Source organism: Streptomyces sp. NPDC093225 (assembly GCF_044753805.1).
GTDB lineage: Bacteria > Actinomycetota > Actinomycetes > Streptomycetales > Streptomycetaceae > Streptomyces.
The window spans coordinates 248,884-274,793 of the sequence record NZ_JBIVNX010000003.1; the positions used below are offsets into that span (position 1 = coordinate 248,884).

General features: G+C 70.1%; 24 protein-coding genes and 1 tRNA gene. 15 read left to right on the forward strand and 10 right to left on the reverse strand.

Going from position 1 to position 25,910, the window contains the following annotated elements; genetic code table 11:
- Nucleotides 1-27 precede the first annotated feature (27 nt).
- The 4 genes from sigM to trxA all read left to right on the forward strand — a co-directional run bounded on the left by sigM (nt 28) and on the right by trxA (nt 3,088).
- Nucleotides 28-693 carry an RNA polymerase sigma factor SigM gene (gene sigM / locus ACIQCH_RS05180; RefSeq protein ID WP_402578291.1) on the forward strand — a complete coding sequence of 222 codons (666 nt, stop codon included), beginning with the start codon at nt 28-30 and terminating at the stop codon, nt 691-693.
- Nucleotides 690-1,631 carry an anti-sigma factor family protein gene (locus tag ACIQCH_RS05185; protein WP_402578076.1) on the forward strand — a complete coding sequence of 314 codons (942 nt, stop codon included), beginning with the start codon at nt 690-692 and terminating at the stop codon, nt 1,629-1,631. The genes sigM and ACIQCH_RS05185 overlap by 4 nt, the downstream gene beginning before the upstream one ends.
- A gap of 120 nt (nt 1,632-1,751) precedes the next feature.
- Nucleotides 1,752-2,711, forward strand: a complete 960-nt coding sequence (trxB, locus tag ACIQCH_RS05190; RefSeq protein WP_402578078.1) for a thioredoxin-disulfide reductase — start codon at nt 1,752-1,754, stop codon at nt 2,709-2,711.
- Nucleotides 2,712-2,752: 41 nt separating this feature from the next.
- Nucleotides 2,753-3,088, forward strand: coding sequence for a thioredoxin (gene trxA, locus ACIQCH_RS05195; protein WP_030193327.1), 336 nt, complete (start codon nt 2,753-2,755; stop codon nt 3,086-3,088).
- 99 nt (nt 3,089-3,187) lie between these two features.
- On the opposite strand, the gene ACIQCH_RS05200 is transcribed toward trxA, so the two are convergent.
- The 9 genes from ACIQCH_RS05200 to rpmH form a co-directional block, all read right to left on the reverse strand.
- Nucleotides 3,188-3,805 carry a GNAT family N-acetyltransferase gene (locus ACIQCH_RS05200; RefSeq protein WP_402578080.1) on the reverse strand — a complete coding sequence of 206 codons (618 nt, stop codon included), beginning with the start codon at nt 3,803-3,805 and terminating at the stop codon, nt 3,188-3,190.
- Between the two features lie 231 nt (nt 3,806-4,036).
- A complete protein-coding gene (locus tag ACIQCH_RS05205; protein ID WP_402578082.1) occupies nt 4,037-5,107 on the reverse strand; it encodes a ParB/RepB/Spo0J family partition protein in 1,071 nt (356 codons plus the stop codon).
- Nucleotides 5,104-6,180, reverse strand: coding sequence for an AAA family ATPase (locus ACIQCH_RS05210; RefSeq protein ID WP_402578084.1), 1,077 nt, complete (start codon nt 6,178-6,180; stop codon nt 5,104-5,106). The genes ACIQCH_RS05205 and ACIQCH_RS05210 overlap by 4 nt, the downstream gene beginning before the upstream one ends.
- Before the next feature lie 275 nt (nt 6,181-6,455).
- Nucleotides 6,456-7,175, reverse strand: coding sequence for a 16S rRNA (guanine(527)-N(7))-methyltransferase RsmG (gene rsmG, locus ACIQCH_RS05215; RefSeq protein WP_402578086.1), 720 nt, complete (start codon nt 7,173-7,175; stop codon nt 6,456-6,458).
- Nucleotides 7,176-7,315: 140 nt separating this feature from the next.
- Nucleotides 7,316-7,828 (reverse strand): protein jag, encoded by a 513-nt coding sequence (locus tag ACIQCH_RS05220; protein ID WP_402578088.1) that lies wholly within the window; start codon nt 7,826-7,828, stop codon nt 7,316-7,318.
- Nucleotides 7,829-7,843: 15 nt separating this feature from the next.
- Nucleotides 7,844-8,947: a membrane protein insertase YidC gene (gene yidC, locus ACIQCH_RS05225; RefSeq protein ID WP_402578090.1), complete on the reverse strand. Its 1,104-nt coding sequence runs from the start codon at nt 8,945-8,947 to the stop codon at nt 7,844-7,846.
- 3 nt (nt 8,948-8,950) lie between these two features.
- Nucleotides 8,951-9,232, reverse strand: coding sequence for a membrane protein insertion efficiency factor YidD (yidD, locus tag ACIQCH_RS05230; RefSeq protein ID WP_078909866.1), 282 nt, complete (start codon nt 9,230-9,232; stop codon nt 8,951-8,953).
- Nucleotides 9,229-9,603 (reverse strand): ribonuclease P protein component, encoded by a 375-nt coding sequence (gene rnpA, locus ACIQCH_RS05235; protein ID WP_402578093.1) that lies wholly within the window; start codon nt 9,601-9,603, stop codon nt 9,229-9,231. Before rnpA ends, yidD begins: the two co-directional genes overlap by 4 nt.
- 21 nt (nt 9,604-9,624) lie before the next feature.
- Nucleotides 9,625-9,762: a 50S ribosomal protein L34 gene (gene rpmH / locus ACIQCH_RS05240; protein WP_078909864.1), complete on the reverse strand. Its 138-nt coding sequence runs from the start codon at nt 9,760-9,762 to the stop codon at nt 9,625-9,627.
- Nucleotides 9,763-10,129: 367 nt separating this feature from the next.
- Here rpmH and dnaA point away from each other — a divergent pair, with 367 nt between their 5' ends.
- The 9 genes from dnaA to ACIQCH_RS05285 all read left to right on the forward strand — a co-directional run bounded on the left by dnaA (nt 10,130) and on the right by ACIQCH_RS05285 (nt 22,607).
- Nucleotides 10,130-11,935: a chromosomal replication initiator protein DnaA gene (dnaA, locus tag ACIQCH_RS05245; protein WP_402578095.1), complete on the forward strand. Its 1,806-nt coding sequence runs from the start codon at nt 10,130-10,132 to the stop codon at nt 11,933-11,935.
- 885 nt (nt 11,936-12,820) lie between these two features.
- Entirely contained in the window at nt 12,821-13,951 is a 1,131-nt protein-coding gene (gene dnaN / locus ACIQCH_RS05250) for a DNA polymerase III subunit beta (RefSeq protein ID WP_402578097.1), read from the forward strand.
- Nucleotides 13,952-14,060: 109 nt separating this feature from the next.
- The gene (gene gnd / locus ACIQCH_RS05255) at nt 14,061-14,936 is read left to right on the forward strand and encodes a phosphogluconate dehydrogenase (NAD(+)-dependent, decarboxylating) (protein ID WP_402578099.1); all 876 of its coding nucleotides are present in this window, start codon (nt 14,061-14,063) and stop codon (nt 14,934-14,936) included.
- A gap of 164 nt (nt 14,937-15,100) precedes the next feature.
- Nucleotides 15,101-16,249, forward strand: coding sequence for a DNA replication/repair protein RecF (gene recF, locus ACIQCH_RS05260; protein WP_402578101.1), 1,149 nt, complete (start codon nt 15,101-15,103; stop codon nt 16,247-16,249).
- Nucleotides 16,246-16,815, forward strand: a complete 570-nt coding sequence (locus ACIQCH_RS05265; RefSeq protein ID WP_402578103.1) for a DUF721 domain-containing protein — start codon at nt 16,246-16,248, stop codon at nt 16,813-16,815. The genes recF and ACIQCH_RS05265 overlap by 4 nt, the downstream gene beginning before the upstream one ends.
- A gap of 284 nt (nt 16,816-17,099) precedes the next feature.
- Nucleotides 17,100-19,163 carry a DNA topoisomerase (ATP-hydrolyzing) subunit B gene (gyrB, locus tag ACIQCH_RS05270; protein ID WP_402578105.1) on the forward strand — a complete coding sequence of 688 codons (2,064 nt, stop codon included), beginning with the start codon at nt 17,100-17,102 and terminating at the stop codon, nt 19,161-19,163.
- A gap of 43 nt (nt 19,164-19,206) precedes the next feature.
- Complete coding sequence (gene gyrA, locus ACIQCH_RS05275) at nt 19,207-21,828, forward strand: DNA gyrase subunit A (protein WP_402578107.1); 2,622 nt, start codon at nt 19,207-19,209, stop codon at nt 21,826-21,828.
- An 8-nt stretch (nt 21,829-21,836) separates the two neighbouring features.
- Complete coding sequence (locus tag ACIQCH_RS05280) at nt 21,837-22,439, forward strand: DUF3566 domain-containing protein (protein WP_402578109.1); 603 nt, start codon at nt 21,837-21,839, stop codon at nt 22,437-22,439.
- 94 nt (nt 22,440-22,533) lie between these two features.
- Nucleotides 22,534-22,607 (forward strand) — tRNA-Ile (locus ACIQCH_RS05285).
- Nucleotides 22,608-22,684: 77 nt separating this feature from the next.
- Here ACIQCH_RS05285 and ACIQCH_RS05290 read toward each other — a convergent pair.
- Nucleotides 22,685-23,866: a caspase family protein gene (locus ACIQCH_RS05290; RefSeq protein ID WP_402578111.1), complete on the reverse strand. Its 1,182-nt coding sequence runs from the start codon at nt 23,864-23,866 to the stop codon at nt 22,685-22,687.
- 488 nt (nt 23,867-24,354) lie between these two features.
- Between ACIQCH_RS05290 and ACIQCH_RS05295 the strand changes: the two genes are divergently transcribed.
- Complete coding sequence (locus ACIQCH_RS05295; RefSeq protein ID WP_208809277.1) at nt 24,355-24,489, forward strand: DLW-39 family protein; 135 nt, start codon at nt 24,355-24,357, stop codon at nt 24,487-24,489.
- Nucleotides 24,490-24,608: 119 nt separating this feature from the next.
- On the forward strand, nt 24,609-25,910 hold the full coding sequence (locus ACIQCH_RS05300; protein ID WP_402578113.1) for a hypothetical protein: 1,302 nt from the start codon (nt 24,609-24,611) through the stop codon (nt 25,908-25,910).

Genomic DNA, 25,910 nt, shown 5'->3' on the forward strand with positions numbered 1-25,910 from the left:
CCGTTGGACGCTGACGCACCCGGGGGCATGACCGACCAGGAACTCCTGGCACGGCACGTCGCGGGCGACCCCGACGCGTTCGGTGAGCTCGTCCGGCGCCACCGCGACCGGCTGTGGGCCGTGGCCCTGCGCACCCTCGGCGACCGGGAGGAGGCGGCGGACGCGGTCCAGGACGCCCTCGTGTCGGCCTACCGCGCCGCCCACACCTTCCGGGGCCAGTCCGCCGTCACGACCTGGCTGCACCGCATCACGGTGAACGCCTGCCTGGACCGGGCCCGCAAGGCCGCCTCACGCCGGACCTCGGCCGTCGACGACCCGGAGGACTTCGAGCGGCTCCTGGAGCCCCACGAGTCCGCCGAGGCGCCCGCGGAGCGGCAGGACCTCCACCGCGAGCTGCTGGCGGCGCTGCGCACCCTGCCGGCCGAGCAGCGGGCCGCCCTGGTGCTCGTCGACATGCAGGGCTATCCCGTCGCCGAGGTCGCCAAGATCCTGGACGTGCCCACGGGTACGGTGAAGAGCCGGTGCGCCCGGGGGCGGGCGAAACTCCTCCCGATGCTCACTCATCTGCGCGGGGATCCCGGGGATAACACCGAGGTGGACCGGGGAAGGAACCGGTCGCAGGGGACAGCCGTCCCACCAGCAGCAGAATCCAGGGACCCCGATGCGGTGAAGGGCGGAGGTGGGCGAGCGTGACTTCCACGACCGGCACGATCCGGCACCCGGATGTCTCGGAGATCTCCGATCTCACCGAAGGCCTCCTCTCCCCGGCGCGCACCGCCGAGGTGCGCACCCATCTGGCCGAGTGCCCCCTGTGTGCCGACGTGAGGGCGTCGCTGGACGAGATCCGCGGACTCCTCGGCACGCTCCCCGGCCCGCAGCGCATGCCCTCCGACATCGCCGGGCGCATCGACGCCGCCCTCGCGGCCGAGGCCCTGCTGAGCGCGACCTCCCCCGAGGGCACCGCACCGGAGCGGCCCGTCGCGGAGACACCTGCCACGAGGACGGGCGATGTTTCACGTGAAACATCGCCCGTCCGGCCCAGGACGCCGCGTTCCGACCGCCCCACCGGCCGTCCCCAGGGCGGCACCGGACCCGGCCGGGCCCGAAGCCGCCGCAGGCTGGGGGTCCTCACCGCCATGGGCGCGGCCGCCGCCTTCGCCGTGAGCATCTTCCTCGTCCAGACACTCACGGTGGACGGCACGGACAAGGCGGGCAGCACCCGGGCGTCGGACATGGCGACCAGCGCCGAGGCCTTCACGGCCGCCGGCCTGGGTGGCGACGTCCAGCGCCTGCTCGGGGACGGACCGGAAGCCGCGGCCAAGAGCGCCCGACCCCCCGCGGAGATGCCCGGCGCTGACACCTACAGCAGCGAGGCGTCCCCCCAGACGGCGAACGGGCGACTCACCGGCGTCACCGTGCCCGCCTGCGTGAAGGGCGGCACCGGCCGCACGGAGGCCCCGCTGGCCGCCGAACGAGGGATCTTCGAAGGCCACGACGCGTACCTGGTCGTGCTCCCGCACAACGGGAACGCCGCCCGGGCCGACGCCTACGTGGTCGACGCCGCGTGCGAGAGCGCCGATCCGACGGGACGCGGAACGGTTCTGCTGTCCGGTACCTACCCGCGGAGCTGACCGGCCCCGACCTCGCGGGTGACGGGCCGGGAATGCGCGCGCCATAGGATCCGTTGGGTGGGGTGAGGCCACCGGCCCCCGGTTGTCAGCAGGCAGTCCGCAGAAACGAGGAAAGTACCCGTGAGCGACGTTCGTAACGTGATCATCATCGGCTCTGGGCCGGCCGGCTACACCGCCGCCCTGTACACGGCGCGCGCATCGCTCAAGCCCCTGGTCTTCGAGGGTGCCGTCACCGCCGGTGGCGCGCTCATGAACACCACCGAGGTGGAGAACTTCCCCGGGTTCCGCGACGGCATCATGGGCCCCGACCTCATGGACAACATGCGGGCCCAGGCCGAGCGCTTCGGCGCCGAGCTGGTCCCGGACGACGTCGTCGCCGTCGACCTGACCGGTGAGATCAAGACCGTGACGGACACCGCCGGCACCGTGCACCGCGCCAAGGCCGTGATCGTGACCACCGGCTCCCAGCACCGCAAGCTCGGCCTGCCCAACGAGGACGCCCTCTCCGGCCGCGGCGTCTCGTGGTGCGCCACCTGCGACGGCTTCTTCTTCAAGGACCAGGACATCGCCGTCATCGGCGGCGGTGACACGGCCATGGAGGAGGCGACCTTCCTCTCGCGCTTCGCCAAGTCCGTCACGATCGTCCACCGCCGCGACAGCCTGCGGGCCTCCAAGGCGATGCAGGAGCGCGCTTTCGCCGACCCGAAGATCAAGTTCGCCTGGGACAGCGAGGTCGCCGAGATCCACGGCGAGCAGAAGCTCTCCGGTCTGACCCTGCGCAACACCAAGACCGGTGAGACCTCGGAGCTCCCCGTCACGGGCCTCTTCATCGCCGTCGGCCACGACCCGCGCACCGAGCTCTTCAAGGGCCAGCTGGACCTGGACGCGGAGGGCTACCTGAAGGTGGACGCCCCCTCGACCCGTACCAACATCACCGGTGTCTTCGGCGCCGGCGACGTCGTGGACCACACCTACCGCCAGGCCATCACGGCCGCCGGTACCGGCTGCTCCGCCGCCCTCGACGCGGAGCGCTTCCTCGCGGCCCTCTCCGACTCGGAGCACGCGGCCGCGACCGTCTGACCCGCTTTCCCACACCCCACCTGCATGAGAAGGAGGCCGCTGTGGCCGACCTGAAGAACGTGACCGACGCGAACTTCGACGAAGAGGTCCTCAAGAGCGGCAAGCCCGTCCTCGTGGACTTCTGGGCGGCCTGGTGCGGCCCGTGCCGTCAGATCGCTCCGTCGCTGGAGGCCATCGCGAAGGAGCACGGCGACGAGATCGAGGTCGTCAAGCTCAACATCGACGAGAACCCGGCCACGGCCGCCAAGTACGGCGTCATGTCCATCCCGACGCTGAACGTCTACCAGGGCGGCGAGGTCGTCAAGACGATCGTCGGCGCCAAGCCGAAGGCCGCGATCCTGCGCGACCTCGAGGGCTTCGTCACGGCCAAGGCCTGAGACACCTCGTTTCACGTGAAACGACGTTTCACGTGAAACAACGAAGGGGCCGCCCCCGGTCGGGGGCGGCCCCTTCGCGTTGCTCCCGGAGGTCGGGCCTCAGAGCGGACGCAGCACGGGCTCCTTCTGCACCGCACCGAGCAGCCGGTCGATGGCCAGCTCCACGTCTTCCTTCCACGACAGCGTCGAGCGGAGCTCCAGCCGCAGCCGCGGGTGCACCGGATGGGGGCGGACGGTCTTGAAGCCCACCGCGAGCAGGTGGTCGGCCGGCAGCAGACAGGCGGGCGCCTCCCAGCGCGCGTCGCCGAAGGCCTCGATCGCCTTGAACCCCCGACGCAGCAGGTCCTTGGCCACCGTCTGCACCATCACCCGCCCCAGGCCCTGTCCTTGGTACCCGGGGGTGATCCGTCCCGTCATCAACTGGACGGCATCAGGGGACACCGGACTCGTCGGGAAGGCCGTCGAGCGCGGCACGTACGCGGGCGGGGCGTAGAGCACGAAGCCCACCGGGACGTCGTCGACGTAGCAGACCCGCCCGCAGGAGCCCCACTCCAGCAGGACCGCGGAGATCCAGGCCTCCTTCTCCAGTTCCGGCGTGCCCGCCTTTATCGCGGCGTCCCGGCTGACCGGATCGAGCTCCCAGAAAACGCAGGACCGGCAGCGCTTGGGGAGATCCGAGAGGTTGTCCAACGTAAGCGGTACAAGCCGACGACCCATGATCCGACAAAACCTCCTACGGCTCCCAGTCCCAGGCCCGCAGTCAACAGGCCGGTGCGGCTCACCGATCGCATGGCTCACGCCCCCTCTTTCGTGAGGTGCCTCAACCGCCATACCCGAATTGCATCGTAGCCACCGGAGGTTTGCCCCGATACCGGGGAAATGCAAAGTGCCGGTAGCGGGAAAGCGAAAGGGCGGGCCGAAGCCCGCCCTTCACCTGCGTCGCGCTGCTCAGCGGTCGCCACCTGCCTGGTTCAGCACCGGGCCCTCGCCGGGAGCGAGGGTGTCCAGGATCCGCTCCAGGTCCTCCATCGACGCGAACTCGACGGTGATCTTGCCCTTCTTCTGCCCCAGGTCGACCTTCACCCGGGTCTCGAAGCGGTCCGACAGCCGCGAGGCCAGATCCGTCAGCGCCGGGGAGACCCGGCCACCGGCACGCGGGCCCTTCGGCTTGACCGAGCTCTTCGGCTCACCGGCCATCAAGGTCACGATCTCTTCGACCGCACGCACCGACAGGCCCTCGGCCACGATGCGGTGCGCCAGCCGGTCCTGCTCCTCCGAGTCCTCCACGGAGAGCAACGCGCGTGCGTGACCGGCGGACAGCACCCCGGCCGCCACCCGGCGCTGCACCGGCGGAGACAGGCGCAGCAGGCGGAGGGTGTTGGAGACCTGCGGACGGGACCGGCCGATCCGGTCGGCCAGCTGGTCGTGGGTGCAGTTGAAGTCCTGGAGCAGCTGGTCGTACGCGGCCGCCTCCTCCAGGGGGTTCAGCTGCGCCCGGTGCAGGTTCTCCAGGAGGGCGTCCAGCAGGAGCTTGTCGTCGTCCGTGGCCCGGATGATCGCGGGGATCCGCGCCAGACCCGCCTCACGGCAGGCCCGCCAGCGGCGCTCGCCCATGATGAGCTCGTACCGCTCGGCGCCCAGCTGCCGCACCACGACGGGCTGGAGCAGGCCGACCTCCTGGATCGAGGTCACCAGTTCCGCCAGCGCGTCCTCGTCGAACACCTCACGGGGCTGGCGCGGGTTCGGCGTGATGGAGTCCAGCTCCAGCTCGGCGAAGGTCGCGCCGGCCACGGCCTCTTCCGGGGCCGTGGCCTGGGCCGGCACCTCGGCGGCCGGCGCCGCCCCGGCCTGCGGCAGGGACGCCACCTTGGCCGCGGCCACCCCGCGGTCGGTGGTCAGCACGGGTACGGCGGAGGGGGAGGTGGTCCCTGCCCCCAGCGCGGGGCCGGGCGTCTCCTGCGGAGCCGCCGGGATCAGAGCGCCGAGCCCCCGCCCGAGACCTCTACGTCGCTCGCTCACTGCATTGCCTCCGCTGTGCTGGTGGTTCCGCCGCCCACGTGGGCGTGCTGGGCGTCGTACGAAATCCCCACCCCGCGCAGCGCGATCTCGCGCGCCGCTTCCAGGTACGAGAGGGAGCCGCTGGAGCCCGGGTCGTAGGTGAGCACCGTCTGGCCGTAGCTCGGGGCCTCCGAGATACGGACCGAGCGCGGGATGCTCGTGCGCAGGACCTCGTTGCCGAAGTGGCTGCGCACCTCGTCGGCCACCTGGGAGGCGAGCCGCGTCCTGCCGTCGTACATGGTGAGCAGGATCGTGGAGACGTGCAGGGACGGGTTGAGGTGGGCCCGCACCAGGTCGACGTTCCGCAGGAGCTGGCCCAGACCCTCCAGCGCGTAGTACTCGCACTGGATGGGGATCAGCACCTCGGCGCCCGCCACCATCGCGTTGACCGTCAGGAGGCCCAGCGAGGGCGGGCAGTCGATGAGGATGTAGTCGAGCGGCTGCTCGTACGCCTGGATGGCCCGCTGGAGCCGGCTCTCGCGCGCCACGAGGGAGACGAGCTCGATCTCCGCGCCGGCCAGGTCGATGGTGGCCGGGGCGCAGAAGAGGCCCTCGACGTCCGGAACCGGCTGGACGACCTCCAGCAGCGGCCGGCTCTCGACCAGGACGTCGTAGATCGAGGGGACCTCCGCGTGGTGGTCGATCCCCAGTGCCGTCGAGGCGTTGCCCTGCGGGTCGAGGTCGATGACCAGCACACGGGCGCCGTGCAGCGCCAAGGACGCGGCCAGGTTCACGGTCGTCGTGGTCTTGCCCACGCCGCCCTTCTGGTTCGCGACCACGATGACGCGGCGCTGCGCGGGCCGCGGGAGGCCTTCGCCAGCCCGCCCGAGGGCCTCCACCGCCAGCTGGGCGGCACGGCCGATGGGCGTGTCGGAGTCCACCAGGGGCATCGATGTTTCACGTGAAACATCGTCCCCCGGTGATTCTGTGCGGGGGCCGGGGACCGGATCGGCCATCGGCCCCGCGAGGTCGGCGTCGGACCGCACGGAGTCACTCTCCTCGACTTCAGGCTCGGGATGAACAGAGCCTGCCATGCCTTCGGGGTTGCGAACCAGCGGGGACCGCACTCCTGTGGATGAATCCACACCTGTGGACAACTCCGTCACCCCCCGCTCCTGGCGGTTGCGGGGGGACGCGGCCGCACGCCCGCGACTGATGATTCCGTGCAGCAGTGAGCGACGTTTCACGTGAAACACGATGCACGCGCGGGCACTTCATCCCGCTACGACACTCCGAAATCCATACCGTTCGGACACCTCAACGGCGCCCCGGCCCCGCTCCGCCGCCCGCAGGCCGGGCAGGCGGCCCGTCAACGGCGCTTGCGCACCCGTCCGACCCGCGCCGCCTTGGCCCGCTTCGCCGCGAAGCGCACGCCACCCGGGCTCTCGCCGACCTCGACCCGGACCACGGTGGACAGGGGATCGACCACACCCTCACCCACCTGGACCACGGAGGTCTCCACCACGCCGAGCTTCGTCAGCGCGGCCCTGGCCGCCACCAGCTCCTCCTCGGCGGTGTCGCCCTTGAGCGCCAGCATCTCGCCGTACGGGCGCAGCAGCGGCACGCCCCAGCCGGCCAGGCGGTCCAGCGGAGCCACCGCGCGGGCGGTGACCACGTGCACCTGGGGGAGCTTGCCGAGCATCTCCTCGGCCCGCCCGCGGACCACGGTCACGTGGTCCAGGCCCAGCAGCTCCACGACCTCCTGGAGGAAGTTCGTGCGCCGCAGCAGCGGCTCCAGCAGGGTGATCTTCAGGTCCGGCCGCACCAGCGCGAGCGGAATGCCCGGCAGACCGGCACCCGAGCCCACGTCGCAGACCGTGACGCCCTCGGGCACCACCTCGGAGAGCACCGCGCAGTTCAGCAGGTGGCGCTCCCAGAGCCGGGGCACCTCACGCGGGCCGATCAGGCCGCGCTTGACCCCCGCGTCCGCCAGCAGCTCGGCGTAGCGCACGGCTTCCGGGAAATGCTCGCCGAACACCGCCCGCGCCGTCTCGGGCGCCGGGGGAAGCTCCGCTGCTGCCTCCGTCACGGGGACCGTCCTTCCGTACCGCCAGTGCGGTGATCAACGTACCGCCACTGCGGTGACCGACACATGCTCGTTGAATGCCAGGCTGACAAACATCGGCCCCGTCTGCGAGACAGACGGGGCCGACCACTTCTTCCGACCGATCAGGCCGGGAGCACTACGACGAAGCGCTCCGGCTCCTCGCCCTCGGACTCGCTGCGCAGGCCCGCGGCGGCGATCGCGTCGTGCACGACCTTGCGCTCGAAGGGGGTCATCGGCTGGAGCTTGACCGGCTCACCGGTGCTCTTGGCCTCCTCCGCCGCCTTGATGCCCACGGCCGTGAGCTCCTCGCGCTTCTTGGCGCGGAAGCCGGCGATGTCCAGCATCAGGCGGCTGCGGTCACCGGTCTCGCGGTGCACGGCGAGCCGGGTCAGCTCCTGGAGCGCCTCCAGGACCTCACCGTCGCGTCCGACCAGCTTCTGCAGGTCACGGCTGCCGGAGTCGCTGATGATCGACACCGCGGCGCGGTCCGCCTCGACGTCCATGTCGATGTCGCCGTCGAGGTCGGCGATGTCGAGCAGACCCTCGAGGTAGTCGGCCGCGATCTCACCCTCCTGCTCGAGGCGGGTCAGGGTGTCGCCACCCTCGGCGGCGGCGGAGGTGGTGCCTTCCGTCACGGGATGGACTCCTTCTTACTTCTTGGACGAGGGCTTGGGGGTCTGGCGCTGGGACTTGCTCTGCCGCTTGGGCTGCTGCCGCTTCTGGGCGGCGGCGCTGCTGGCGGCGTCCGCGTCGGCCGTGGTCGCGGTGCTCTTCACCACCGTGCCGTCGGCCTGGGCGGCCATGCCCTGCTTCGACAGAGCGGTGATGAACTTGCGCTCGTTGTCGTTGCGGTCCGGGCCCTTGGCCACGATCGCGGAGATGATGTTGCGCCGGCGGCGACCCTTGACCTCACCGTGGGAGGTGATGTGCTTGAGCAGGCGCTGCAGGTACTGGTCCTGGGCCTTGGAACCCGGCGTCGGGTTCTGGTTGATCACGTACATCTGCTGGCCCATGGTCCACACGTTGGTGGTCAGCCAGTAGATGAGGACACCGACGGGGAAGTTGATGCCCATGCCCGCGAAGATCAGCGGGAAGATGTACATCAGCATCTTCTGCTGCTGCATGAACGGCGTCTTGACCGAGAGGTCGACGTTCTTCTGCATCAGCTGGCGCTGCGTGTAGAACTGCGACAGCGACATCAGGACGATCATGACCGCGGTCACGATCCGGACGTCGGTGATCGAGGCGCCCAGCGAAGCGGCCTTCTCGGCGCTGTCCGTGAACTTGGCGGCCAGGGGCGCGCCGAAGATGTGGGCCTGTCGGGCGCTCGCCAGCAGCGGGCCGTCGATGACACCGATCGGCTTGCCGTTGGCGATGGCGGACAGCACGTGGTACAGCGCGAAGAAGAACGGGGACTGCGCCAGGATGGGAAGGCACGAGGAGAGCGGGTTGGTGCCCGTCTCCTTGTACAGCTTCATCATCTCTTCGGACTGGCGCTGCTTGTCGTTCTTGTAGCGATCCTGGATCGCTTTCATCCTCGGCTGCAGCGCCTGCATGCCCCGCGTCGCCTTGATCTGCTTCACGAAGAGCGGGATCAGGCAGATGCGGATCAGCACCACCAGGGAAACGATGGACAGTCCCCAGGCCCAGCCCGTGTCAGGGCCGAAAACCGCCCCGTACAGGCTGTGGAACTGGACGATGACCCATGAGACAGGCCAGGTGATGAAGCTGAACAGACTGGCAATCGTGTCCACTAATCAGGCTCCTTGAGCATTGCGAGGTCTACGCAACGCACTGCGCAGCCGTTCGTGCCAACGCGGGCGTTTGCGAGGTGGGACATGGTCCACACCGCCGGGGGACCACGGGTTGCACCGCAGGATCCGCCAGGCGGTGAGGGCAGTCCCCTTCACCGCACCATGCCGGTCGATGGCCGTGTACCCATAGTGCGAGCACGAGGGGTAATAACGGCACACCGGCCCCAGCAGCGGACTGATCGTCCACTGGTACAGCTTGATCAAAGCGAGCAGCGGGTACTTCATCGAGCCACGCCTCCCAGCAGCCGCTCGAGGGCGGCATCCAGGTCCCGGGCCAGCGCGCCGTGGTCGGCGTCGCCAGCACCGGGCAGCGCACGGACCACCACCAGGCTACCCGCGGGCAGGCCGGCGAGGCGGTCCCGTACCAGGTGGCGCAGCCTGCGCTTGACCTGGTTGCGGACGACCGCCCCGCCCACGGCCTTGCTGACGACGAAACCCGCACGCGTCGGGGAGGCATGGCCCCCCGGCTCGTGCGGGTCCGTTGCACCGCTGGTACGAAGGTGGACGACGAGGAGCGGGCGACCTGCCCGACGGCCTCGACGTACCGCAGTCGCGAAGTCCTCGCGCCGCCTCAGCCGATTCTCGGTGGGCAGCACGACGTCACGGCCTGTGCGCGCTTAGGCGGACAGGGCCTGGCGACCCTTGGCACGGCGGTTCGCGAGGATCGCGCGGCCGGCACGGGTACGCATACGCAGGCGGAAACCGTGGGTCTTGGCGCGACGACGGTTGTTCGGCTGGAAGGTGCGCTTGCTCACTCGGGGGCTCCAGAGAATGAATCGTGGTGGCGGTACATCGCCTGGCTGTCACCGTGCGCCCACGAGGAACTTCGCGTGATCGCCACGAGTGGCACCGCATAACCGATCACATTGATTGTGATCTTTGCCCATCGGTAGGCAGGCGGCAGCAGCCATCGACAACTCGACCTCGGTACGGTACGCGGGACTACGCCATCCGGTCAAACCGAGCCACGCACAGGCCTCTCTGTGCACAGGCTGTGGACAACAACTTGAACCGCACGGGTCGCGCTGACTACCTTGGCTTGACCCCGGATTTTTTTGTCCCGACCGTCCCGACCGTCCCGAAGAACCACACATTCGTGGGACCTGTGAGAGAGCGTGCCCTGTGGCTGACGTACCTGCCGATCTTGCCGCAGTGTGGCCCAGGGTTCTCGAGCAGCTGCTGGGAGAAGGACAGCAGGGCATCGAGCCCAAGGACAAACAGTGGGTCGAGCGGTGCCAGCCGCTCGCCCTGGTCGCCGACACCGCGTTGCTCGCCGTGCCGAACGAGTGGGGCAAGCGCGTCCTCGAGGGCCGGCTCGCCCCGCTGATCAGCGAGACCCTCAGCCGCGAGTGCGGCCGGCCCATCCGGATCGCGATCACGGTCGACGACTCCGCGGCCGAGCCGGCCCCCGCGCCGCCGGTCCGCGAGGAGCGCCCGCGCTACGAGGGCGGGTACGACCAGCTCCCGCAGGTCCGCCCCGCCTACCCGGACTACCAGCAGCAGCGCGGCCCCGAGCCGGGCGCCTGGCCGCGTCCGTCCGCGGACCGCGACGACTACGGCTGGCAGCAGCCGCGGCTCGGCGGCTATCCGGAGCGCGACCCGTACGCCTCGCCCTCCTCCGGGGGCCCGGGCGGCTACGAGCAGCCGTCCTTCGACCAGCCGCAGGCCCCGTACGAGTCCGGGCAGTACGACCCGCACGCCTACGAGCCGAAGCCGTACGACCCCAAGCAGTACGAGCAGGCCCCGTACGAGCCGTCCTCGTACGACGGCGGCCGCCCGGACCGCTCCGACGCGCCGCCCGCTCCGGGCCGCCCGGGCCCCGGTCCGATGGCGGGCCCCTCGGCCGCGCCGCCGCCGGCCTCGTCGTCCGGCTCCTCCTCGGGTCCGCTGGAGCCGACCGCGCGGCTGAACCCCAAGTACCTGTTCGACACCTTCGTCATCGGGGCGTCGAACCGCTTCGCGCACGCGGCCGCGGTGGCCGTCGCCGAGGCCCCTGCCAAGGCGTACAACCCGCTCTTCATCTACGGCGAGTCGGGTCTGGGCAAGACGCACCTGCTGCACGCCATCGGCCACTACGCGCGGAGCCTCTACCCGGGCACCCGGGTGCGGTACGTGAGCTCGGAGGAGTTCACCAACGAGTTCATCAACTCCATCCGCGACGGCAAGGGCGACGCGTTCCGCAAGCGCTACCGCGAGATGGACATCCTGCTGGTCGACGACATCCAGTTCCTGGCGAGCAAGGAGTCGACGCAGGAGGAGTTCTTCCACACCTTCAACACGCTCCACAACGCCAACAAGCAGATCGTGCTGTCCTCCGACCGGCCGCCCAAGCAGCTGGTCACGCTGGAGGACCGGCTGCGCAACCGCTTCGAGTGGGGCCTGATCACCGACGTCCAGCCGCCGGAGCTGGAGACGCGCATCGCGATCCTCCGGAAGAAGGCGGTCCAGGAGCAGCTCAACGCCCCGCCGGAGGTACTGGAGTTCATCGCCTCCCGGATCTCGCGCAACATCCGCGAGCTGGAGGGCGCGCTGATCCGGGTGACGGCCTTCGCGAGCCTGAACCGGCAGCCGGTGGACCTGGGGCTGACCGAGGACGTCCTCAAGAACCTCATCCCCGGCGGGGAGGACAGCGCGCCGGAGATCACCGCGGGCGCCATCATGGCGGCCACGGCGGACTACTTCGGGCTGACGGTGGACGACCTGTGCGGCTCCTCGCGCAGCCGGGTCCTGGTGACGGCGCGCCAGATCGCGATGTACCTGTGCCGCGAGCTCACCGACCTGTCGCTGCCGAAGATCGGGGCCCAGTTCGGCGGCCGGGACCACACGACGGTCATGCACGCGGACCGCAAGATCCGGGCGCTCATGGCGGAGCGCCGGTCGATCTACAACCAGGTCACCGAGCTGACCAACCGCATCAAGAACGGCTGAGGGGACCGGCTGCAGGGACCCGGCGGAACACCGCCGGGAACGGTCCACAGCCGTCGTACGACGCATCGAAGGGCGCTCCGGGACGCTTCCCGGAGCGCCCTTCCGCGTTCCCGTCGGCCATCCGTACGCAGCCCGTTGTTCGATTAATGGCAGGGTTACGGCCGTCTTCCACAGATCTTCGACTTTTTTCCGTCCACACCCTGGGGACCCCCGAATCCACCCACATTCCTTCCACAGGCAGGCCTGTTGATGGAGCATCAGGGCTGGTCAAGGCCCTGTGGAATTGTGCGGAGTGACTATCCACAGACTGTGGACGATCATTCTGTCCACAGGTCCGTCCACCGGGTTGTCCACCGGAGACCCACAGGATGGGCCCGGTTGTCCCCAGCTGTCCCCAGCTTCTCCACACCGTTGTCCACTGTTCGGCAACCGGAGGCCCCCGGTCACCGCATGGAGTGAAAGGCGTCACACGAGAGGCGACGATTGGGCTGTGGGGAAACCGGGTAAAGCTGGGGACGGAGCTGTGGAGTACCCCGGGTCACCTGGGGACGGACTGTGCAGAACTTTCTGTTCTCCACAGGACACCCACGTTGTCCACTGCTCTCACCCACAGGCCCGGTGGACAAAAAACCGGTGCTGACCTGCGCTGACAGGGTTATCCACGGTTTCCACAGGGCCTACTACTACCCCCATAGAGAGTTAGCTCGGAATCCGTTTTCAAGCAGGCCCTGTGCACAACTCGCCCCTCGGCTCTCCCGCCGACTCCGGCCCGACTTGACGGGCAGCAGCACCGAGTGTCGGTGCCGTACGTCAGACTGGTCTCCGGCGTTCAGCCGACAGACGAAGGCCAGCAGGGCGAGCCAGCAACAGCAGGAGGCGGTTCCGGTGAAGATCCGGGTGGAGCGCGACGTACTCGCGGAGGCGGTGGCGTGGGCGGCCCGTAGCCTCCCGGCCCGGCCGCCGGTGCCCGTTCTCGCGGGCCTGCTCCTGAAGGCCGAGGAGGGCTCGCTGAGCCTCTCCGGCTTCGACTACGAGGTCTCGGCCCGCGTCTCGGTCGAGGCGGACGTGGAGGAGGACGGCACCGTCCTCGTCTCCGGCCGGCTCCTCGCCGACATCTGCCGCGCCCTCCCCAACCGCCCGGTGGAGATTTCCACAGACGGTGTACGGGCGACCGTGGTCTGCGGCTCCTCCCGCTTCACCCTCCACACCCTGCCGGTGGAGGAGTACCCGGCGCTGCCCGAGATGCCGGGTGCGACCGGCACCGTGTCCGGCGAGGTCTTCGCCTCCGCCGCGGCCCAGGTGGCCATCGCCGCCGGCCGCGACGACACGCTGCCCGTCCTGACCGGTGTGCGCATCGAGATCGAGGGCGACCGCGTCACCCTCGCCTCCACCGACCGCTACCGCTTCGCCGTCCGCGAGTTCCTGTGGAAGCCGGAGAGCCCCGACGCCTCCGCCGTCGCCCTGGTGCCCGCCAAGACGCTGCTCGACACCGCCAAGTCCCTGACCAGTGGTGACACCGTCACCCTGGCGCTCTCGGGCTCCGGCAAGGGCGAGGGCCTGATCGGCTTCGAGGGCGCCGGCCGCCGCACCACCACCCGGCTGCTGGAGGGCGACCTCCCCAAGTACCGGACGCTCTTCCCGACCGAGTTCAACTCCGTCGCCGTGATCGAGACCGCCCCGTTCGTCGAGGCCGTCAAGCGCGTGGCCCTCGTCGCCGAGCGCAACACCCCGGTCCGGCTGAGCTTCGAGCAGGGCGTGCTGATCCTCGAGGCCGGCTCCAGCGACGACGCACAGGCTGTGGAGCGCGTCGACGCCCACCTGGAGGGTGACGACATCTCGATCGCCTTCAACCCGACCTTCCTGCTCGACGGCCTGAGCGCCATCGACTCGCCGGTCGCGCAGCTGTCCTTCACGACCTCGACCAAGCCGGCGCTGCTGAGCGGCCGCCCGGCCGTCGACGCCGAGGCGGACGAGGCGTACAAGTACCTGATCATGCCGGTCCGCCTCTCCGGCTGACGCCCCCGGCACGGCCCGCCTGTCCGGCCGACCCCGCAGGTGTGCCCCCGCGTCCGGGCGTAGGCTCGGACGCGGGTACGAAACCGCACACACAGTTAAGGAACGCCTGATGGAGCTCGGTCTCGTCGGTCTCGGCAAGATGGGCGGCAACATGCGCGAGCGCATCCGCCGCGCAGGCCACACCGTCATCGGATACGACCGCAACCCTGACATCGCCGATGTCCACAGCCTCCAGGAGCTTGTGGACGGCCTGCAGGCCCCGCGCGTCGTGTGGGTGATGGTCCCCGCCGGCGAGGCGACCCAGTCGACCGTCGACGAGCTGGCCACGCTGCTGTCCCCCGGTGACATCGTCGTCGACGGCGGCAACTCGCGTTGGACCGATGACGAGAAGCACGCCGCCGAGCTGGCCGAGAAGGGCATCGGCTTCGTCGACTGCGGCGTCTCCGGCGGCGTCTGGGGCCTGGAGAACGGCTACGCGCTGATGTACGGCGGCGACAAGGAGCACGTCGCCGCGGTGCAGCCGGTCTTCGACGCCCTCAAGCCCGAGGGCGAGTACGGCTCGGTGCACGCCGGCAAGGTCGGCGCCGGCCACTTCGCCAAGATGGTCCACAACGGCATCGAGTACGCCATGATGCAGGCCTACGCCGAGGGCTGGGAGCTGCTGGAGAAGGTGGACTCGGTCACCGACGTCCGCGAGGTCTTCCGCTCCTGGCAGGAAGGCACGGTCATCCGCTCCTGGCTGCTGGACCTGGCGGTCAACGCCCTCGACGAGGACGAGCACCTGGAGCAGCTCAAGGGCTTCGCGCAGGACTCCGGCGAGGGCCGCTGGACGGTCGAGGCCGCGATCGACAACGCGGTCCCGCTGCCCGCGATCACCGCCTCGCTCTTCGCGCGCTTCGCGTCGCGCCAGGACGACTCCCCGCAGATGAAGATGATCGCCGCGCTGCGCAACCAGTTCGGCGGCCACGCGGTCGAGAAGAAGTAGTCCGGCACCCGCAGGTTCCGGACCCAGAAGTACACAGGTTCCCGTCCCCGGTCCACAGGCCGGGGACACCGGCCCACCGGACGGGACTCCCGTCCACAGGTCGGGCGCCCCGGTCCACAGGCTGGGGACGGGGACCGCAGCAGCCGGGGGAGGTCGGCGCCACCATGCACGTCACGCACCTGTCGCTGGCCGACTTCCGCTCGTACGCCGGGGCCGAGGTGCCCCTCGACCCGGGCGTCACCGCGTTCGTGGGCCCCAACGGCCAGGGGAAGACCAACCTCGTCGAGGCCGTCGGCTACCTCGCGACCCTCGGCAGCCACCGCGTCTCCTCCGACGCCCCGCTGGTCCGCATGGGCGCCGACCGGGCGGTCATCAGGGCCGCGGTCACGCAGGGCGAGCGCAGCCAGCTGGTCGAGCTGGAGCTCAACCCGGGCCGCGCCAACCGCGCCCGCATCAACAGGTCCTCGCAGGTCAGACCCCGTGACGTGCTGGGGATCGTACGCACCGTCCTGTTCGCGCCCGAGGACCTCGCCCTGATCAAGGGCGACCCCGGCGAGCGCCGCCGCTTCCTCGACGAGCTGATCACCGCGCGCTCGCCGCGCATGGCCGCGGTCCGCTCCGACTACGAGCGCGTCCTCAAGCAGCGCAACACCCTGCTCAAGTCCGCCGCCATGGCCCGCCGGCACGGCGGCCGCTCCATGGACCTGTCCACCCTCGACGTGTGGGACCAGCACCTGGCCCGGGCCGGCGCCGAGCTGCTGGCCCAGCGCCTCGACCTGATCGCCACCCTGCAGCCGCTCGCCGACAAGGCGTACGAGCAGCTGGCCCCGGGCGGCGGACCGCTGGGCCTGACGTACCGGAGCAGCGTCGGCGAGGCCCTCGACGCGGTCCTGGGCACGGCCGTCCGCAGCCCGCGCGAGGAGCTGTACGAGGCGCTGCTCGGCGCCCTCGCCGGCGCGCGCAAGCAGGAGATCGAGCGGGGCGTGACCCTGGTCGGACCGCACCGCGACGACCTGCTGCTGCGGCTGGGCGACCTGCCGGCCAAGGGGTACGCGAGCCACGGCGAGTCCTGGTCGTACGCGCTGGCGCTGCGGCTGGCCTCGTACGACCTGCTGCGCTCGGAGGGCGGCGAACCGGTGCTGGTGCTCGACGACGTCTTCGCCGAACTGGACGCGCGGCGCCGCGAGCGGCTGGCGGAACTGGTGGCCCCGGGCGAGCAGGTGCTCGTCACGGCGGCCGTGGACGACGACGTGCCGGACGTCCTGGTGGGCGCGCGGTACGGCGTCTCGGGCGGTGAGGTGACCCGGCTGTGAACGGACCCGCGAGCGGACCGCAGGACACCCCGGGCCGGGGCGAGCCCCGCAAGGACCCCGAGCCCTCCGGCGTGGACCTGGCCCGCCAGGCGCTGTTCGCCGCCCGGGAGGCGGCCCGGGCCCGCGGCCAGGCGGCCGGTGCGAAGAAGCAGGCCCGCCGCGGCGGGCTGCGCTCCGGCGCGCGCGCCGACGGCCGGGACCCGATGCGGCTGGGCGCGGCCCTGGACCGGCTCCAGACCGAGCGGGGCTGGGACGTCCCGATGGCGGTGGCCGGCGTGATGGAGCGCTGGCCGGAGATCGTGGGCGAGGAGCTGGCCCGGCACTGCGTACCGGAGAAGTACGACGACGACCCGGACGTGCGGCAGCTGACCGTGCGCTGCGACTCCTCGGCGTGGATGGCGCAGGTGCGGCTGCTGGCCCCGCAGCTGGTCGCCCGGCTCAACGCGGACCTGGGCCAGGGCACGGTGCGCTTCCTGAAGGTGCTGCCGCCGAGCGGCACCGAACGCCGGTACCAGGGGCGGCTGCGCGCCCCCGGTTCGACCGGTCCCGGGGACACGTACGGCTGAGCCGGACGCCCCTTACCGCTCGGTAGCGGAGGGTTGACAGGCCGAAGCGCTGCATGGCCGTCTGAGCCTCTTGGAGCCCCGGTCCGAATATGGGGAGTCGGTCGCGGTCGGTTCAGGGCGGCACATGCGGACTCAGGTACCGGCAAACCTCCATCAATGTCAGCGCTACCGGTAGACTGGTAAGTAATCCCGCCCAGCCGGCGGGATCCCGCTGAGAACGCTGACAACGCAGATCGACGCAGCCACTCCTGCTTGCGAACCGTTGCTTGCCCGGAGTCAGGCCTGTGCTGTGCCAGAAAGGGCGCTTCGTGGCCGATTCCGGCAACCCCAACGAGAACATTCCGTCCACTGCAGGCGAGAACGGCGAGGTCACGGCCTCGTACGACGCCAGCGCGATCACAGTCCTCGAGGGCCTGGACGCCGTACGCAAGCGACCCGGCATGTACATCGGCTCCACCGGTGAGCGGGGCCTGCACCACCTCGTGTACGAGGTGGTCGACAACTCCGTCGACGAGGCCCTCGCCGGCCACGCCGACACCATCGACATCACGATCCTGGCCGACGGCGGCGTGCGCGTCGTGGACAACGGCCGCGGCATCCCGGTGGGCATCCACCCGGTCGAGAAGAAGCCGGCCGTCGAGGTCGTGCTCACCGTCCTGCACGCCGGCGGCAAGTTCGGCGGCGGCGGTTACGCCGTCTCCGGTGGTCTGCACGGCGTCGGCGTCTCCGTGGTGAACGCGCTGTCCTACAAGCTCGCCGTCGAGATCCGGACGGACGGCTACCGCTGGACGCAGGACTACAAGTCGGGCGCCCCCACCGCGCCCCTGGAGCAGCACGAGGCCACCACCGAGACCGGCACCTCGGTCACGTTCTGGGCCGACCCGGACATCTTCGAGACCACCGAGTACTCCTTCGAGACGCTCGCGCGCCGCTTCCAGGAGATGGCCTTCCTCAACAAGGGCCTCACCCTGACGCTGACGGACGAGCGCGAGTCCGCGAAGGCCACCGTCGGTGCCGACGACCCGGAGGCGGAGTCGGCCGAGCCGGCCGCGCGCACGGTGAAGTACCACTACGAGGGCGGCATCGTCGACTTCGTGAAGTACCTCAACTCGCGCAAGGGCGAGCTGATCCACCCCTCCGTCATCGACATCGAGGCCGAGGACAAGGAGCGCATGCTCTCGGTCGAGATCGCGATGCAGTGGAACTCGCAGTACACGGAGGGCGTCTACTCCTTCGCGAACACGATCCACACGCACGAGGGCGGCACCCACGAGGAGGGCTTCCGCGCCGCGCTGACCACGCTGGTCAACAAGTACGCGCGCGACAAGAAGCTGCTGCGCGAGAAGGACGACAACCTCACCGGCGACGACATCCGCGAGGGTCTGACCGCGATCATCTCGGTCAAGCTCGGCGAGCCGCAGTTCGAGGGCCAGACCAAGACCAAGCTGGGCAACACGGAGGCGAAGACCTTCGTCCAGAAGGTCGCGCACGAGCACCTCAACGACTGGTTCGACCGCAACCCCAACGAGGCCGCGGACATCATCCGCAAGGCCATCCAGGCCGCCACGGCCCGCGTCGCCGCCCGCAAGGCCCGCGACCTGACCCGTCGCAAGGGCCTGCTGGAGAGCGCCTCGCTGCCGGGCAAGCTGTCGGACTGCCAGTCGAACGACCCGACCAAGTGCGAGATCTTCATCGTCGAGGGTGACTCCGCCGGCGGCTCCGCCAAGTCCGGCCGCAACCCGATGTACCAGGCCATCCTGCCGATCCGCGGCAAGATCCTGAACGTCGAGAAGGCCCGCATCGACAAGATCCTCCAGAACGCCGAGATCCAGGCCCTGATCTCCGCCTTCGGCACCGGCGTGCACGAGGACTTCGACATCGAGAAGCTCCGCTATCACAAGATCATCCTGATGGCGGACGCCGACGTCGACGGCCAGCACATCAACACCCTGCTGCTGACCTTCCTCTTCCGCTTCATGCGCCCGCTGGTCGAGGCCGGCCACGTGTACCTGTCCCGCCCGCCGCTTTACAAGATCAAGTGGGGTCGCGACGACTTCGAGTACGCGTACTCGGACCGCGAGCGCGACGCCCTGGTCGAGCTCGGAAAGCAGGCGGGCAAGCGGATCAAGGAAGACTCGATCCAGCGCTTCAAGGGTCTCGGTGAGATGAACGCCGAGGAGCTGCGCGTCACCACGATGGACGTGGACCACCGCGTCCTCGGCCAGGTCACGCTGGACGACGCGGCCCAGGCCGACGACCTGTTCTCGGTGCTGATGGGTGAGGACGTCGAGGCCCGGCGCTCCTTCATCCAGCGCAACGCCAAGGACGTCCGCTTCCTCGACATCTGAGTCGGCCCGACCGCTGACCGCCCGAAAGGATTTCTGAACGGCCATGGCCGACGAGAACGTGCCCGAGCCCTCCGGCACCACCACCGAGAACACCGAGGCCGCGGAAGAGCAGCAGATGCGGATCGAGCCCGTCGGGCTCGAGACGGAGATGCAGCGCTCCTACCTCGACTACGCGATGTCCGTCATCGTGTCCCGCGCGCTGCCCGACGTCCGCGACGGCCTCAAGCCCGTCCACCGGCGCGTGCTGTACGCGATGTACGACGGCGGCTACCGGCCCGAGAAGGGCTTCTACAAGTGCGCCCGCGTCGTCGGCGACGTCATGGGCACCTACCACCCGCACGGCGACTCCTCGATCTACGACGCCCTGGTCCGCCTGGCCCAGCCGTGGTCGATGCGCATGCCGCTGGTGGACTCCAACGGCAACTTCGGCTCGCCGGGCAACGACCCGGCCGCCGCCATGCGCTACACCGAGTGCAAGATGGCGCCGCTGTCGATGGAGATGGTCCGCGACATCGACGAGGAGACCGTCGACTTCACGGACAACTACGACGGCCGCAACCAGGAGCCGACGGTCCTGCCGGCGCGCTTCCCGAACCTGCTGGTCAACGGCTCCGCCGGCATCGCCGTCGGTATGGCCACCAACATCCCGCCGCACAACCTGCGCGAGGTCGCGGACGGTGCCCAGTGGTACCTGGCCAACCCCGAGGCCTCGCACGAGGAGCTGCTGGACGCCCTCGTCGAGCGCATCAAGGGCCCGGACTTCCCGACCGGCGCGCTGGTCGTGGGCCGCAAGGGCATCGAGGAGGCGTACCGCACCGGTCGCGGCTCCATCACGATGCGCGCGGTGGTCGAGGTCGAGGAGATCCAGAACCGCCAGTGCCTGGTGGTCACGGAGCTCCCGTACCAGACCAACCCGGACAACCTGGCGCAGAAGATCGCCGACCTCGTGAAGGACGGCCGGATCGGCGGCATCGCCGACGTCCGCGACGAGACCTCCTCGCGTACGGGCCAGCGCCTGGTGATCGTCCTCAAGCGGGACGCCGTCGCCAAGGTCGTGCTGAACAACCTGTACAAGCACACCGACCTGCAGACGAACTTCGGCGCGAACATGCTCGCCCTAGTGGACGGCGTGCCGCGCACGCTCTCGCTGGACGCGTTCATCCGCCACTGGGTGCACCACCAGATCGAGGTCGTCGTCCGGCGCACGAAGTTCCGCCTGCGCAAGGCGGAGGAGCGCGCCCACATCCTGCGCGGCCTGCTCAAGGCGCTGGACGCCATCGACGAGGTCATCGCGCTCATCCGGCGCAGCGACACGGTCGAGGTGGCCCGCGAGGGCCTGATGGGCCTGCTGCAGATCGACGAGATCCAGGCCAACGCGATCCTCGAGATGCAGCTGCGCCGCCTGGCCGCCCTGGAGCGCCAGAAGATCGTCGCCGAGCACGACGAGCTCCAGGCCAAGATCAACGAGTACAACGCGATCCTGGCCTCGCCGGAGAAGCAGCGCGGCATCGTCAGCGAGGAGCTGGCGGCGATCGTCGAGAAGTTCGGCGACGACCGGCGCTCCAAGCTGGTGCCGTTCGACGGCGACATGTCCATCGAGGACCTCATCGCCGAAGAGGACATCGTCGTCACGATCACCCGCGGCGGCTACGTCAAGCGGACCAAGACCGACGACTACCGCTCGCAGAAGCGCGGCGGCAAGGGCGTCCGGGGCACGAAGCTGAAGGAAGACGACATCGTCGACCACTTCTTCGTCTCCACCACGCACCACTGGCTGCTGTTCTTCACCAACAAGGGCCGGGTCTACCGGGCCAAGGCGTACGAGCTGCCCGACGCCGGCCGTGACGCCCGCGGGCAGCACGTGGCGAACCTGCTGGCCTTCCAGCCGGACGAGCAGATCGCCCAGATCCTGGCGATCCGCGACTACGAGGCCGCCCCGTACCTGATCCTGGCCACCAAGGCCGGCCTGGTGAAGAAGACGGCGCTGAAGGACTACGACTCGCCCCGTTCGGGTGGCGTGATCGCCATCAACCTGCGCGAGCAGGAGGACGGCAGCGACGACGAGCTGATCGGCGCCGAGCTGGTGTCCGCCGACGACGACCTGCTGCTCATCAGCAAGAAGGCGCAGTCGATCCGGTTCACCGCCACGGACGACTCGCTGCGCCCGATGGGCCGCGCCACGTCGGGCGTGAAGGGCATGAGCTTCCGCGAGGGAGACCAACTCCTCTCGATGAATGTCGTGCGGCCGGGTACTTTCGTCTTCACAGCGACGGACGGCGGCTACGCGAAGCGCACGCCCGTCGACGAGTACCGCGTCCAGGGTCGCGGCGGCCTCGGCATCAAGGCCGCCAAGATCGTCGAGGACCGCGGGTCGCTCGTCGGAGCGCTGGTGGTGGAGGAGAACGACGAGATCCTCGCCATCACGCTCGGCGGTGGTGTGATTCGTACGCGAGTCAACGAAGTCAGGGAGACCGGCCGTGACACCATGGGCGTCCAGCTGATCAACCTGGGCAAGCGCGACGCCGTCGTCGGCATCGCGCGCAACGCCGAAGCCGGGCAGGAGGCTGACGAGGTCGACGAGACCGAGGCAGCCGAGGGCCAGGCCGCGGAAGCACAGGTCACCGAGGCAGTCGAGGGCGTCGAGTCCTCGGCAGGGGAGCAGTAGGAGTAAGCGTGAGTGGAGCCACGGGCGCCGGATCGGCCACGTCTGGAGCGAACGGCGCCCGTGGCGCCGCCACCGACTCCAAGGGGGGTACGACCGCCGTGAGCGACCCGCGGGAGCCGCAGCCGCAGGCTGCCGGCCCCTACCACCCGCCGCAGGCGTACCAGGCCCCCGCCGGGCCCGGTGCGCAGCGCGGCGAGCAGCAGCAGCGCGTGGCGCGCACCGGGGCGCGTACGACGCCCCGGACGCGCAAGGCGCGGCTGCGGGTGGCCAAGGCCGACCCCTGGTCGGTGATGAAGGTCAGCTTCCTGCTGTCGATCGCACTGGGCATCTGCACGGTCATCGCGGCGGCGGTGCTGTGGATGGTCATGGACGCCATGGGCGTCTTCTCGACCGTCGGCGGCACCATCAGCGAGGCCACAGGTTCGAACGAGGGCAACGGGTTCGACCTCCAGTCGTTCCTGTCGCTGCCGCGCGTACTGATCTTCACGTCGGTCATCGCGGTCATCGACGTGGTGCTGGCCACCGCGCTGGCCACCCTGGGTGCGTTCATCTACAACCTGTCGGCGGGCTTCGTGGGTGGTGTCGAGCTCACCCTCGCCGAGGACGAGTAGAGCCGTTCTCAAATAGGTTCCCAGGGCTCTGACCAGCGATTTGGGAACTACCGGGTCTGTGCGCTAACCTTCAGGAGTCAGCGCGCAGCGCGGAGGGGCTATAGCTCAGTTGGTTAGAGCGCATCCCTGATAAGGATGAGGCCACAGGTTCAAATCCTGTTAGCCCCACAAGGCAGAAGGCCCCCGGACCACAGGTCCGGGGGCCTTCTGGCGTACGCCGCGACAGCGGGGGCCAGGGCTCCCGTTCAGCCGAGTGGCGCCCCGCGGTACCGCGCGTTGACCGCCAAGGGCATCAGCCCCATGGAACCCCGTGCCTGCAGCTGCGGGAGGGGCCGTGCCTTGGCCACGGCCCGTCGGTACAGCTCGTCGTAGACGGAGTCGACGTCGAGTACCGGAGGCCCGTCCGGAATGCCGTGACGGAGGATGTCGATCAGCTCCCCCGTGAAGGCCGTGTAGGGCTCGTCCGCCGGAGCGAGCGCCACTCGATCCGGAGAGGAGGAGGTCAGGAGGACCGTCCCCTCGATGTCTGCGAGGGGGAGGGCGTTGACGTCCCCCATGGAGTTCATGGCCCGTCCGCTGTAGCAGCAGTCGAGGATGACCACTTTGCGTTGTGCTCCGCTGCGCAGCAGCATGCGGCGAATCCAGTTGTACTGGAGCCTCGTGTATTCGGCGTCGGTGCGGCTGTCGGGGAGCGCCAGGGACAGCTCACCGCTGTAGGAGTCGATGAGCCCGTGCCCCGAGAAGTACAGCAGCAGGGTGTCGGCCGCCTCGTCACTGGCCTCCTGGACGAGGTCCAGGACCTTGGTCGCGTCGCGCGGATCGACCAGCACCTGGGAGTGCTCTGCCGCGAACGCCGCGGTGGGGTGGGTCAGGGCGGCGGCCAGGTCGCGCAGGCCGGCCGGGACCGAGGGCAGGGGCGGCAGATGGAGGTAGTCGCCGACCCCGAAGAGGACGGCGCGGCAGCGGTCGGGATCCGGCATGAAGGACCGCGGTGACGACGTGCGTACGCGCCGGGGGGTCTCGGGTGCCGCATACGCCGGTGACGTCGGCCGCGTCGCTTCCTGCCTCGGTGGGGGCCGATCCCTCCCGCCGGCCAGCGGGTCGAGTGCCAGTTCCTCGTCGGCCAGCAACCACAGCTGGTTGAACCGGTCGCATTCGACGGACGCGTCGAGCGCGTGTGCACGGTCCGCGAGTGCCTGGACGACACACATGGTCAACTCCCAGTCGGGCAGCCGACGATGGGTGAACAGGTCGTGGACGCGCGTGTGGCTGGGCGGAGGGTTCAGGAGGCCCTTCAAGGCCGTGGCGATGTTCCGGGTGCTGGGCCGCCCCGCACGGTGCAGCAGCCCGTGGAGTGCGTCGCTGAGGTCCCTGCGCGCCCCTTCGGGCAGATCGGGGCGTGCCAGGTGCCGCCTGACGCCTCTCATCGGGACCCCCTCGACGTGCGGTCACCTGAGCGACCATCATCCCGCAGTTCCGCGTCAGCCGATGTCAGCTGTCGTCAGCCGATGTCCGACGTCGTTGCCCTGCGTGGTACACCGGCGTCTTCCGTCAGGGGGAACGCGATCGGGCCCAGTCTGGTTCCGCGGGCCGCGAAGCGAGCGCGGCGCTCCGGAGGAGGCATCGCATGCACCTGTTCTGGGAGGGACTGCTGACGCAGCTCCCCTCGGCGTTGATCACAGCCACCGTGGTCGGCGTGACCACGTGCGTGATCCGTGGCCGTGCCCGTCGCCGCAGGTCGCCGGAGAGCGGCGAAGACTGACGGAGGGCGCCTCGTCGCTCATGGTGACCGGGCACGTCACGGACCGTTTCCGGGCGGGAGTCCGGTCGTTCACTAGGTCACCGATCGGTATCGATCGGAAGGTATAGTCGGCGCCAGAAGTCCCCTACGTCAACGAAAGACGAGGTTCGCGCGGTGAAGAAGCTTCTCCTGGTCGCACTGGCCGCCATCGGCGGGCTCCTCGTGTACCGCCAGATCCAGGCGGACCGCGCCGAGCAGGACCTGTGGACGGAGGCGACCGACTCCGTGCCGTCCGGCTCCGGTGTGTGAGACCCAAGGCTGAGTTCATGAAGCCCCGGCTGCTCCTGCGGCCGGGGCTTTGTGCTGTTCTGTCGCAGAATTTTCGCTTTTGCTAAGTTTGGCTTGCCTGCGCAAATTCGGGGTGGGGTGTGAAGAGGCTCGGGTCGAAGGCTCTGGTCGCAGCGCTGGCGCTCGCCGTGGCGGGCGCTCCCGTGGCGGCGTACGCAGCTCCCGCGCCGGCACCGGCGGCGTACCGGCCGGCGCCGGGGGCCCGGACGGTCACCGGGGGAGACAGCACGGCCGACGGGCCGGAACTGGCCACCGGGCGGACGTACGAGGACGTGCTGGAGGCGGGCCGGGACCGCTACTACCGGCTGGAGCTCGACGCGAGGTCCAGCGTGTACGTCGCCGCGACGGTCCGGCCGGCGCGGGCCGCGGCGGTCACGTACGCGGACGGCGTGGAGGTGGTCCTCATGAGCGCCGGGGGCAAGGAGTGTCCCGGTGCGGAGTCGGCCCGGTTCGGCAACGACCAGGCCCGGCCGCTGACCGGCGTGGCCGTGCGCAGGCTCCAGGAGGACGCCCCCTGCCAGGAGCCCGGGACCTACTACGTGAAGGTCTCGCGCACCGGCGCCGAGGACGCGGACCGGTCCGACTGGCCGATGGAGCTGCACGTCATGCGCGAGCCGGCGCTGAGCGGCGGCAACGCCCCCGGAGCGGCCCCGTCCGGGTGGCCCTCGGCCCCCGTGGTGCCGCCCGGCGGGCAGGCGGTCCCGCGCAGCGGGGGCACCGGCTTCAACGACGCGCGGGCGCTGGACGCGGGCGTGTGGCGGGACGACATCCAGCCGGGTCAGACGCTGTACTACCGGGTGCCGGTGGACTGGGCCCGCCAGCTGAGCGTGGCCGCGGAGCTGGCCGGGGCACGGATGACCAAGGACTACGGCTTCGCCTCCTACGGGCTGGTCACCCAGGTCTACAGTCCGGTGCGGGCCCCGGCGGGCGCCGAGGACGGGACGTACAGCGGCAAGCAGCTGGAGGTCGCGTTGGGGCCGCTGGCCCCGGTGTCCTACGACAACCGGTGGTCCTCCGACGCGAAGACCCGGCAGCTGAGCGCGGCCGGCTGGTACTACGTGGCCGTCACCCTGAACCGGAAGGTCGCGGAGTTCACCACCGGCTCGGTCCCGCTGACGCTGCGGATCACGCTCGACGGCACCGCGCGCCCCGGACCCCCGTACGCGGAGCCGGGCGCCGCCCGGGCCGGGTTCGGGATCGTCGCGGCCGACCGGGACGCGGCCGAGGCCGGTCAGACGGCCTCCGAGGCGGCCGCCGCGGAGGCCCGGCGGGGCACCATGCGGCGCGTGGCCGCGGGCGGGATCGGCACCGGGACGGTGCTGGTGCTGGGGCTCGGGGTGTGGACCCTGCTGTCTCGGCGCCGGGCGGCCGCCGGGCGGTGA